The sequence below is a fragment of the Lysinibacillus sp. NPDC097868 genome, from assembly GCF_044761135.1.
Lineage (GTDB): Bacteria > Bacillota > Bacilli > Bacillales_A > Planococcaceae > Lysinibacillus.
In genome coordinates, this window is record NZ_JBIWBS010000011.1 from 20,985 (window position 1) to 31,501 (window position 10,517).

At 36.9% G+C, this 10,517-nt stretch carries 11 protein-coding genes, 1 tRNA gene, 1 other RNA gene and 1 pseudogene; 10 read left to right on the forward strand and 4 right to left on the reverse strand.

The genetic code is table 11. The features are described 5' to 3' along the window. Positions 1-129 precede the first annotated feature (129 nt). From ACIQXJ_RS23950 to ACIQXJ_RS23965, 4 genes and pseudogenes are all read left to right on the forward strand, one after another. The gene (locus ACIQXJ_RS23950; protein WP_403058588.1) at positions 130-660 is read left to right on the forward strand and encodes an LOG family protein; all 531 of its coding nucleotides are present in this window, start codon (positions 130-132) and stop codon (positions 658-660) included. A 151-nt stretch (positions 661-811) separates the two neighbouring features. Then, a pseudogene (locus ACIQXJ_RS23955) lies at positions 812-1,186 on the forward strand (PAS domain-containing protein); the annotation flags it as partial. Positions 1,187-1,228: 42 nt separating this feature from the next. Beyond that, a complete protein-coding gene (locus ACIQXJ_RS23960) occupies positions 1,229-1,720 on the forward strand; it encodes a methyl-accepting chemotaxis protein (protein WP_403058603.1) in 492 nt (163 codons plus the stop codon). Between the two features lie 231 nt (positions 1,721-1,951). Beyond that, positions 1,952-2,572 carry an RraA family protein gene (locus ACIQXJ_RS23965; protein ID WP_403058591.1) on the forward strand — a complete coding sequence of 207 codons (621 nt, stop codon included), beginning with the start codon at positions 1,952-1,954 and terminating at the stop codon, positions 2,570-2,572. A 51-nt stretch (positions 2,573-2,623) separates the two neighbouring features. Here the strand turns inward: ACIQXJ_RS23965 and ACIQXJ_RS23970 are convergent, their stop codons facing one another. From ACIQXJ_RS23970 to ACIQXJ_RS23985, 4 genes are all read right to left on the reverse strand, one after another. After that, the gene (locus tag ACIQXJ_RS23970) at positions 2,624-3,898 is read right to left on the reverse strand and encodes a cation:dicarboxylate symporter family transporter (protein ID WP_340821480.1); all 1,275 of its coding nucleotides are present in this window, start codon (positions 3,896-3,898) and stop codon (positions 2,624-2,626) included. Positions 3,899-3,990: 92 nt separating this feature from the next. Then, positions 3,991-4,869: a response regulator gene (locus ACIQXJ_RS23975; protein WP_340821479.1), complete on the reverse strand. Its 879-nt coding sequence runs from the start codon at positions 4,867-4,869 to the stop codon at positions 3,991-3,993. After that, entirely contained in the window at positions 4,870-6,132 is a 1,263-nt protein-coding gene (locus tag ACIQXJ_RS23980; RefSeq protein ID WP_403058594.1) for an ATP-binding protein, read from the reverse strand. Between the two features lie 146 nt (positions 6,133-6,278). Then, positions 6,279-6,371, reverse strand: a tRNA-Ser gene (locus tag ACIQXJ_RS23985). Positions 6,372-6,554: 183 nt separating this feature from the next. Here ACIQXJ_RS23985 and ffs point away from each other — a divergent pair. The 6 genes from ffs to ACIQXJ_RS24015 all read left to right on the forward strand — a co-directional run bounded on the left by ffs (position 6,555) and on the right by ACIQXJ_RS24015 (position 10,269). Then, positions 6,555-6,822: signal recognition particle sRNA large type (ffs, locus tag ACIQXJ_RS23990), an RNA gene on the forward strand. 145 nt (positions 6,823-6,967) lie between these two features. Then, positions 6,968-8,755 (forward strand): DNA polymerase III subunit gamma/tau, encoded by a 1,788-nt coding sequence (gene dnaX, locus ACIQXJ_RS23995; RefSeq protein WP_403058597.1) that lies wholly within the window; start codon positions 6,968-6,970, stop codon positions 8,753-8,755. 20 nt (positions 8,756-8,775) lie between these two features. Further along, positions 8,776-9,090 carry a YbaB/EbfC family nucleoid-associated protein gene (locus ACIQXJ_RS24000; RefSeq protein ID WP_228134234.1) on the forward strand — a complete coding sequence of 105 codons (315 nt, stop codon included), beginning with the start codon at positions 8,776-8,778 and terminating at the stop codon, positions 9,088-9,090. 11 nt (positions 9,091-9,101) lie between these two features. After that, positions 9,102-9,698 (forward strand): recombination mediator RecR, encoded by a 597-nt coding sequence (gene recR / locus ACIQXJ_RS24005; RefSeq protein ID WP_228134235.1) that lies wholly within the window; start codon positions 9,102-9,104, stop codon positions 9,696-9,698. Positions 9,699-9,711: 13 nt separating this feature from the next. Then, entirely contained in the window at positions 9,712-9,927 is a 216-nt protein-coding gene (locus tag ACIQXJ_RS24010) for a YaaL family protein (RefSeq protein ID WP_401015101.1), read from the forward strand. A gap of 69 nt (positions 9,928-9,996) precedes the next feature. Then, complete coding sequence (locus tag ACIQXJ_RS24015) at positions 9,997-10,269, forward strand: pro-sigmaK processing inhibitor BofA family protein (RefSeq protein ID WP_340821472.1); 273 nt, start codon at positions 9,997-9,999, stop codon at positions 10,267-10,269. Positions 10,270-10,517 lie beyond the last annotated feature (248 nt).

Below are 10,517 nucleotides of genomic sequence, written 5' to 3' on the forward strand. Positions count from 1 at the left end.
GCATAAAACAAGTCATGACTTGTTCTTAAAGTAAAAATTGTAAAGCTAAATAAAAAATAAAAAGACCAAAAGACGTGAGACAATACGAAGCCTATTGTTATCACGTCTTTTGTAATAGGAGGAATGAGTATGAAAATCGCGGTATATTGTGGTTCAGGATTAGGCGTTAATCCCATCTATGCTGAAAAAGCAACTGAATTAGGAACGGTTTTAGCGCAAAATGGCCATGGTGTTGTATATGGAGGCTCTAAAATAGGGTTAATGGGGAAAGTTGCAGACGCTACATTATCAGCAGGTGGAGAAGTTATTGGCGTAATGCCGACCCATTTACAAAAACAAGAAGTCGTTCATGCTTCATTAACTGAAATTCATTTCGTAGAGTCAATGCATGTACGAAAGGCAAAAATGGTGGATTTAGCCGATGCCTTTATTGCGTTGCCGGGTGGTGGCGGTACATTGGATGAATATTTTGAGGTATTTACATGGGCCCAGATTGGATTGCATGGAAAGCCAGTTATTTTATTTAATGTAAATGGGTTTTATGATGCACTGCTACAGCATTTTAATCGAATGTTAGAGGAGGGCTTTATCCGCGCAGAACACAAAGCATTAATTCGTGTAGCCACAACAGCAGAAGAGGTTTTAGCATTGATAGAATAAGAAAATAGTATGATTATAGTACCAATAAAGAAAATTTATAGTATTTTTAATATGTATTTAGTTATATTATAATATATAACAATGTAATATTTTGCAAAATAAAGTACAGGATGACTCGCAATAGTAAATTGGGCTTATGGAGGTGGATTGAATGAAAAAGAATGATACACAAGTCACAGATGGTTTAGTCGTTCAAGCAATAGAACGCAATATAGCTATTATCCGTTTTGATATGAATCGTAAAGTGGCTTATGTAAATGAACTGTTTGCTAAAACAATGGGCTATTCAGTAGAGCAAATGATAGGAAAAGACCATAGAGAATTTTGTTTTCCTAAATTTTTAAAAAGCCCTGACTATGAAAAATTTTGGCGCAACCTTGCAGCAGGTAATAGCTATCAGGATAAAATTGAGAGAATGGATGCACTAGGCAATAGTGTTTGGCTCGAGGCGACCTACATGCCTGTATTTGAGAATAACTCAAGGAGAGTCATTGGCGTATCAAAAATCGCAACGAATGTTACTAATCGTCAAAAAACGATAGTCAATGTAGCAGATCAGTTGAAGCAAATGTCCACCGAGCTTTATAGTCGTTCAGAGGCAGGCATCAAAAATAGTGAAAGTTTACTTGAAACTATTCAACAAGTATCGAAGGAATCTTCAGAGAATGTAAAAAATCTTGTCCAATTACAAAATCAGGCGGAATCTATTAAAGGTATTGTAAAAACCATTCAAGGTATTGCATCTCAAACAAACTTACTCGCTTTAAATGCAGCAATTGAAGCAGCAAGAGCTGGTGAGTATGGAAGAGGTTTTGATGTTGTAGCGAAAGAGGTTAGGAAACTTTCAGTAAGAGTTGAGCAATCCATTTCAGAAGTAAAAGAAAATGTAGAAGGAATCGTTCGTGAAATCGAGCAAGTTACGGAAAGCATTACACGAATTTCTGAAGAAGTTGAAAAGTCCAATGGGCAAATAAATGTAACGACAAGTGATTTCGCTGAAATTGCCTCTGCTGCAGAGGCATTAGATGAACGTTCAAAACAATTTATTGAGATAATTTAAAACAAGCGTGCGGCAAGTGGCAATTATGCCAACAATGCCTCAGGCTTTTTTATTTCTAATAAAAGTGGTTAGGTAGGTAGGATACCGAGGAATAAGCCATTTTATAAGTGGAATCATCTATTTTCATCAATGAATAATTCCATAAGTTTCCTAAATGTATTGAAATAATAGCTGCTTTTTATTTACAATAATTGTGGAAGGGCTTCATAAATCATAATAGGGGTGTTGTGCATGACAAAGGTGGAAGTAAGTTTTAAACATTTACCAACTACAGCAATTTCAGATGCAACCGGGGGCCATACAAATTTACGTAGTAATATTAAAGCGTTAGCGGATCATTTTAAAATAGCAGGGCGAGCTGTTACTGTACGTTTACCAGACGGGGAAAATGGAGCTGTACTTGAAGCAATTAGAGCTGCTCATGAAGGCGATATTTTAGTTATCGATGCAAAGGGGAATACAAATCGAGCTGTTGCAGGGGATTTTGTTATGTCTTTAGCAAAGGGTATTGGTGTACAGGGCTTTGTAGTAGATGGTGTTATTCGTGATATTGCTGCGATTCGAGAGCTGGATTTCCCTGTATTTGCTCTTGGAACTACTGTTGCTGCTGGCAATAAAAATGGTGGTGGTAAAGTCAATGTGCCAATTGCTATTGGCGGTGTAACAGTGCAGCCTGGTGATTATATTATAGGAGATGTCGATGGCGTCATTGTTGTCCCACAGGAGGATGCGGAGCGCATTGTAGCGGCCGCTGAGCTTAAAGTAGAAAAAGACGAAGTGCGCGTACAAGAAGCACATGCAAATGGCAAAGAGTCTATTATTGCTTATTTAGATAAAGTACTAGGAAAGTAAAAAAATCCTCACGATGCATTAGTCCATCCATCGTGAGGATTTTTTCTGGTATTAAGCTAAATTTTCATTGTTTTTAAAGTAGTTTTTCATTTTTTCTTTATCGAAGCGGCCTTCCCATTTCGCCATTACTAATGACGCTAAAGAGTTACCGATTACGTTTACTACTGTACGTCCCATATCAAGAATACGGTCGATACCTGCAATGAATGCTAAGCCTTCGATTGGAATACCAACAGTACCTAAAGTTGCAAGTAATACTACGAATGATACGCCTGGTACACCTGCAATCCCTTTAGATGTAACCATTAATACTAGCATTAACGTAATTTGTTCCCCAATGCTTAAATGAATACCATACATTTGGGCAATGAATAATGCAGCGATCGCTTGATACAATGTTGAACCATCCAAGTTAAAGGAATAACCTGTAGGAATAACAAAGGAAACAATATCTTTCGGTGCACCTAGTTTCTCCATTTTCAGCATTACGCGTGGTAATACGGCTTCCGAACTAGCAGTGGAGAACGCTAAAATTAATTCGTCTTTTAATACTCTAATCAAGTAGAAAATGTTGACTCCTGCAAATTTTGCTACAAGGCCAAGTACGATGAAGATGAAGAATATCATCGTTGCATAAACAAGTATTGCAAGCTTACCAAGTGGGATGAGGGAAGCAAACCCATATTTGGAAACGGTTACACCGATTAAACCAAATACTCCAATTGGAGCGAATTTCATTACAAGGTTAGTTACCCAGAACATCGCGTCTGCTACACCTTGGAAGAAGTCTAAAACTGGTTTTCCTCGTTCTCCAATTGCAGCTACCCCTAAACCAAAAATAACAGAGAAGAAAATGATAGCAAGCATATTGCCTTCAGCCATTGATTGAATAATATTTGTTGGTACAATGCCTACAATAATATCGAATGGTCCTTCATGCTGTACTTCTTCAGTTGTTGTAACGTATTTCGAAATATCCCCTTGCGAAAGTTCGTTCATATTTATGCCAGCACCTGGGTGAAACAGGTTTGCTGAAAGTAATCCAACAACAATCGCTACTGTTGTAATAATTTCAAAGTAAATAAGCGTTTTTCCGCCTAATCTTCCGAGCTGTTTAATGTCTCCAGTTCCAGCAACACCAACAATTAAAGTCGAAATGATAATAGGTACCACAATCATCTTAATTAGATGTAGAAAAATATCTCCTAGTGGTTGTAAATATGTCTCAATTTTGGGGTTACCATAAAAGATACCACCAACAATAATCCCTAAAATTAAACCGATTAGAATCTGAGCGGCTAAACTGAGTTTAAATTTCTTTTTCAAAATCTTAATTCCTCCCCTATATTAAAATTTTTAGGACATGCCTTACTTTAATAATACGGAGGACTTATAAAATCCGACAAAATCCGAGAAAATTAATTTACTTTTGTTAAAATGTCTGAATATAACACCTGTATAAACTTCTTGATATTGACCTTTGCTTTGCGATTTCCGTGGTCTTCAATCTGTGTCATGAGCTGACGAATCTCTTTAAAGTCAAAGTATCGAGGTGCATAATATTCAAATTCTGAGTTTGTATAATCGACTACCCCTAAATTGGCGAGATTAATCATAGCTGCTAAAATTGTTCGACGCACCCGCTGTTCAATGGCTTTGCTCTCTTTTAAAATTTCATCTGGAGTGGCCTTCGTAACAGCTGCTATTTCTTCATAGAGCTCTTTTAAAGGAGGAAGTGGTGCAATCTTATGTTGATGTGCTAGCAATGTTTCAATAATCGCTATAATATCCTCGCTGCCAATCTCACCGACAATACCCATATCATTTAAAATAGATTGGATATGATCTCGAGATGTGGCCTTATTGTTTATCTGCTCACTTAGATCGATGTTAGTCAGCGATTGCCGAATAACTAAAAGAGAGTTTTTTAGGCGAAATTGTTCTGTAGTTTTACGTAAAACATTTTCAACTTCAATACGGTTAATCGGTTTATGGATAAAGAAGTCAATACCTTGTTCATACGCCTCGCCAACCATTTCTTTATTTACAACCTGAGAAATCATAATAAACTGTCCTTCAAATCGATTTTGAAGAAGATGCTCCACTGTAGCTATACCATCAAGCTTAGGCATTAGTAAATCGATTAGCACAAACTCTGGCTGTGTCATTAATATTTGAGGAATGGCGTCCACTCCATTACGTGCTTCGCCGATGACTGTACCTAAACCACTATCTTCAATAATTTGTTTTAGCATCACGCGACTTGCACGATCATCATCTACAATAAAATACCTCATTTAAGTCTCTCCCGTTTGAATAGTTTGCGTAGGAATTTTAATTTTAAACACTGTTTTAAAGTTATTTGATTCAACTGAAATGGAGCCGTTTAATTTAGAAATTAATTCAGCAACATGTGAAAGTCCAATTCCTGTAGCTGCTACACCTTCGACATTATATTTTGTCGTATAGCCAGGTTCAAAAATAATAGAAAGATCACTTTCGGAGATTCCTTTTCCATCATCACTTACTGTTATTACAGTATCAACCTCTTGTTGCTGAATATCAATAGATATGACACCTTGTCCTTCTATTGCTTCAATGGCATTGGCAGTTAAATTGTTTAAAAGTGCTAGAAGGGCGATATGCTCATTCGTTAGAAAATCGGTCTTTAAAGTAATGTTAAATTGAATATCTTTACCGAGTAATTCACTGTATTTACTATTACCGTCTTCTATATAATGTAATAATTCTGATAATCTTAGCGAGCCAAAGCTCTTATCGCCGACAATTTTAGATATACCTGCATAAATACGTTGGGAATCTTTTTTAACCTCATGAATTTCCTGGGCAATATGAAGTGCCTGTATACTTTCTGAGCGATTGCCCTGAGCTTTTAATTGGCGATATAAATCAAATCCATTAGCGGTAATTGCTTCAATATGATTCATAGATTTCTTTAAATAAAGTGTCTCTACATATAAGTCTGAACCAATAGTAAGTATTTCTTGTACGCGCTTTTTTTGCTCAGCAATTAAAATAGAGCTATAAATACCGACAACAAAAAAGCTTCGCAACAAAGCAACTGCTAATAGGATGAGTAAGTCATGAATGAATAAAATTGTATACGATTGTACAAAGAAACGTAGCAACTGTTCCGCTAAATTGCTAATAACCTCACTTAGCGCTACAAGTAATCCTAACTTAAGTGGCTTTTCACGATATTGATGGATATTTAAAAATTGCAGACATATTGCAAATAATAAATAAAATGTAGCTGCAGGTAAATGAATATAAATACCTTCTAATATTGATATGTTTTGTGTATAGAAACTAATAGCCGCACGTAAAGCAGTAGTTACAATGCTTGTTGCGATGCCAGCAAAAATAATAGGTGTTGGTTTAATCAGTGTGCATAAAAAGAAAATTATAGTTCCTAATCCAAAACGAAAAGAAGTATTAGCGAATGGGATAATTTTAATTTCACTACCAAGAGCAGTTAATATGGCAATTAATAAAATCCATATGAGGGAAGTGCGAGATAAAAAAAACTTCGAGTACATATTTAAAATCCTCCCTAAATTATTAGTAGAGCAAAATAGCTAATAAAAAAATACCACAACCTAAAAGGAAGTGGTATTTAATAAGTATGACATACAATTTTGAGCAAAAAAAAACGGCTACATTATGTAGTCGGTATTTTAAAAAATGGAGGAGGTAGAGGGATTCGAACCCCCGCGCGGTGTTACCCGCCTGTCGGTTTTCAAGACCGATCCCTTCAGCCAGACTTGGGTATACCTCCATGTTATATTGCTGTGCTGTCTTATCGACAAGAACTAATTTATCATGTTTTAATTTCCCCGTCAACATCTTTTTTAAAAAAATAATGTTTGTTTATAATACTTATACTATTTCATAAGAGCGAACTTAAATAATTTGTGCAATTCGTTGCAATTTATGAAAACTGAAAGTATACTAGTTATTGCCGTGCTAGGTGGGAAGGTAGCGGTGTCCTGTAACTCGCAATCCGCTCTAGCGAGACTGAATTCCTTTTTCGAGGCTGTCCGTATTGTTTGGTCTGCCTTTTGCACGTAGTGTTGACGATTGGGTCCTGCGCAATGGATACCCATGAACCATGTCAGGTCCGGAAGGAAGCAGCATTAAGTGGCCTTATTCATGTGCCGCGGGGTTGCCTAATCTGAGCTAACGACAAGAGTAACGCTTATGTGCGGCTGTCGAAGAAAGGTGCACGGCATTAAATTGCCAATTCGAACGCATTCGTCTACTGTAGGCGAATGCGTTTTTTTTATATTCTAAAAAAGGCCACTGTTTTATAAACAAGGTAGCCGATGCTATAATGGTTTTATTAATATTTAAAAAGAAGAGGAGAGGAAATCATTGACGTATCAAGCATTTTACCGTGTGTATAGACCACAATCATTCCGAGAAATGTCAGGTCAAGCACATGTCAAAAGAACGCTGCAAAATGCTCTCCTAGCGAATAAAACAACTCATGCATATTTGTTTTCAGGACCTCGTGGAACCGGGAAAACAAGTACAGCCAAAATTTTTGCCAAGGCTTTAAACTGTGAGCATGCTCCAGCAAGCGAACCGTGTAATGAGTGTGCGACTTGTTTAAGTATTACAGATGGTTCACATCCGGATGTTATTGAATTTGATGCGGCTTCTAATTCACGTGTGGAAGAAATACGTGACATTATTGAAAAAGTACGTTTTGCACCTGCAAGTAGCAGGTTTAAAGTGTATATCATTGATGAAGTGCATATGCTGTCTACAAGTGCCTTCAATGCGCTTTTAAAAACGTTAGAAGAACCACCACCACACGCGGTATTTATTTTAGCAACAACAGAACCTCATAAATTACCAGCAACGATTATTTCACGTTGCCAACGATTTGATTTCAAACGACTTTCAACCAACGATATTATTGAGCGTATGAAGGTTGTATTAGAAGACATTGAGCTGCCGTTTGAAGAACAAGGACTTAAAGTAATTGCACAATCAGCTGCTGGCGGTATGCGTGATGCATTAAGTTTGCTAGATCAAGTTGTATCCTTCAGTGGTGAGATGCTGAAACTTGAAGATGCGCTTTTAGTTACTGGCTCTATTAGCCAAGATGTTTTCTATGATTTAGCAGAAGCTTTAAAGGTGAAAGATGTAGCACAAATGCTTGCGCTTTTAGAACAGCTAATTGCAGATGGGAAAGATCCATTGCGTTTGTCAGAAGATTTAATTACATTTTTCCGCGATTTACTTCTTTTGCAAACGAGTGAGAATTTAGCTGAACTGTTAGAGCTAGTATCACCGGAAGAGCGTGTGTTTGCGTTGGCGCATGATTTTGCTCCGGATATGCTCTATGGATACATTGATATATTAGCGAAAACACAACAAGAAATGCGTTTCTCTCATCATACAAAAATTTATTTGGAAACAGCATTGCTGAAAATGACTCAGTTTTCAGGTGGCGTAGTAAATCACAACGTTACGTCAAGTGAAGCGACAATGAGTCCAGAGCTTGCACAAAAAATAGTGGCACTTGAACAAATGGTGCAACAATTGTCAGCGCAATTACAAAGTGGGGCACCATCACAATCTGTTCAAGCTGCAAAAGAACAACGTCCTCGCGCAAAAAGTCCAAACGGCTACAAAGCACCTACTGGTCGTATTCAAGAAGTGCTTAAAGATGCGACAAAGCAAGATGTGCAGCGTTTAAAAGCTGTATGGGCGCAAGCGTTAAATCAATTGCAAAAGTCACAATCAGCACTTTTAGCAGAAGCTGAACCTGTTGCGGCATCTTCGAGTGCTTTTGTGTTAAAATTCAAGTATGATATTCATTGTCAAATGGTTGCTGATAATCAAATGCTAAAAGCACAATTTACACAATTAATTGCAGGTCAAACGGGCACGATGTATGAAATGCTTTGTGCACCTGAAGAAACCTGGTTAAAGTTGCGTGAAGAGTTCATTCGTGATCACGGTTTACAACAAAAGAAAGAACAGCTAGTTAATGATGATCCGAATGTTGAATTATTAGAACCACCACCGGCAGAAATGCTAGAAGAACCATTTATCGATGATGCACAACCACTTGCATCACAAGATCCACTTGTGACGGAAGCGGAAAAGCTATTTGGTAAGGATTTTATTGAAATTGTTGAAGACTGATTACTTAGGAGGAATAGGTTATGCGTGGAATGGGAAATATGCAAGGCATGATGAAGAAAATGCAAAAAATGCAAAAAGAAATGATGGAAGCTCAAGAAGCTTTAAATGTAGAACAATTTGAAGGTGTTGCTGGCGGCGGTATGGTCAAAGTAACAGTTACAGGTCAACGCGAAGTTGTAGAAGTGAATCTTGATACTTCAGTAGTAGATCCTGACGATATCGAAATGCTACAGGATTTAATTGTTGTTGCAACGAATGAAGCACTTAAAAAAGTGGAAGAAAAAACAAATGCAACAATGGGTAAATTCACACAAGGCATGAACCTTCCATTCTAGGAGGTAACAATATGTATTACCCAGAACCAATATCTAAATTAATCGATAGTTTTATGAAATTGCCAGGTATCGGGCCAAAAACCGCGGCCCGTCTGGCGTTTTTTGTGTTAACAATGAAAGAGGATGATGTTCTATCCTTTTCTAAAGCTTTAATAGAGGCAAAGCGTAATTTAAGCTATTGCTCTGTTTGTGGCAATATTACCGATATAGACCCATGTCATATTTGTACGGATAAACAACGTGATGCTTCAGTAATTTGTGTTGTCCAAGATACTAAAGATGTTATTGCAATGGAGAAAATGCGTGATTACCATGGTAAGTACCATGTGCTACAAGGAGCTATTTCGCCGATGGATGGTATCGGTCCAGAGGATATTAATGTAGCCTCGCTTTTAGTTCGACTACAAGATGAAACTGTACAGGAGCTTATTTTAGCAACGAATTCTACTATTGAAGGTGAAGCGACAGCTATGTATATTTCTCGTCTTGTCAAACCATCAGGTATCCGTACAACTCGTATCGCGCATGGATTACCTGTAGGTGGAGATTTAGAATATGCTGATGAAGTAACGTTATCGAAGGCAATGGAAGGCCGTCGAGAGTTATGAGTGAGGGATTGAGATGTTCTTCCGCAATAAAGGAAAGCTAAAAAAAGAATTTGATGAAAAGCTTGTGAATCTCATTAAAGAAACAAAAGAAGATTTACAGCAAGCGAAAGTGATTGAAGAATTATTAAATGATTATGATTTAGAGATTATTGCTCAACGGAAAGCTGCTGAAAGTATACATTTCTATTTATTTAAAGAAGCTAGAATTCGGCGAGTGTTAATTAAATAGTAGTCGAGAGTTATAGAAGCGACATGGGAATCATAAACTTACATAATTATTATCGAAGGAGGCAATTGGATGCCGTGGATCGTAATTGTAAGTGTTTGTGTGCCTGTAGCGCTTCTTTTTCTTTATATAGTAGGAAGGCATGTTAAATTAGGAAAAGTATTAGAAGGGATATCTGTTTTTTGGTTCCGATTTGCATTTGCGTTTTTATTATTATTCATTATCCATTTAGGTGTTGGATATGGCGGTTATAATGTCCCTATTAACCTGTTTTCAGTATTCACAATTGCAATATTAGGAATTCCAGGTGTGCTAGGAATCACTTTTTTAATATTTTTCTTATAAAAGACTTGCAAACTGTAAATGTTGTGATATAGTAATAAGAGTCGTTAAGATAACAACTGAAACAACTTATATAAAACAAAAAACAATTAAAATAAATTGTTGACATCGATTTGAAAAGATGGTATTATATAAGAGTTGCTGAAATACGGAGCGACAAAATGAACCTTGAAAACTGAACAAGCAAAACGTAATCAATATAGTTTTTATTAGCTAACATATGTTAGTGAACGAAACAAAATTTTGGACAT

Coding starts and splice junctions, on each gene's coding strand:
- ACIQXJ_RS23975 (WP_340821479.1), bottom strand. CDS start 4,869: ATGAGGTATTTTATTGTAGATGATGATCGTGCAAGTCGCGTGATGCTA.
- ACIQXJ_RS24015 (WP_340821472.1), top strand. CDS start 9,997: ATGCCGTGGATCGTAATTGTAAGTGTTTGTGTGCCTGTAGCGCTTCTT.
- ACIQXJ_RS23980 (WP_403058594.1), bottom strand. CDS start 6,132: ATGTACTCGAAGTTTTTTTTATCTCGCACTTCCCTCATATGGATTTTA.
- ACIQXJ_RS23960 (WP_403058603.1), top strand. CDS start 1,229: ATGTCCACCGAGCTTTATAGTCGTTCAGAGGCAGGCATCAAAAATAGT.
- ACIQXJ_RS23950 (WP_403058588.1), top strand. CDS start 130: ATGAAAATCGCGGTATATTGTGGTTCAGGATTAGGCGTTAATCCCATC.
- ACIQXJ_RS23965 (WP_403058591.1), top strand. CDS start 1,952: ATGACAAAGGTGGAAGTAAGTTTTAAACATTTACCAACTACAGCAATT.
- ACIQXJ_RS24000 (WP_228134234.1), top strand. CDS start 8,776: ATGCGTGGAATGGGAAATATGCAAGGCATGATGAAGAAAATGCAAAAA.
- ACIQXJ_RS24010 (WP_401015101.1), top strand. CDS start 9,712: ATGTTCTTCCGCAATAAAGGAAAGCTAAAAAAAGAATTTGATGAAAAG.
- recR (WP_228134235.1), top strand. CDS start 9,102: ATGTATTACCCAGAACCAATATCTAAATTAATCGATAGTTTTATGAAA.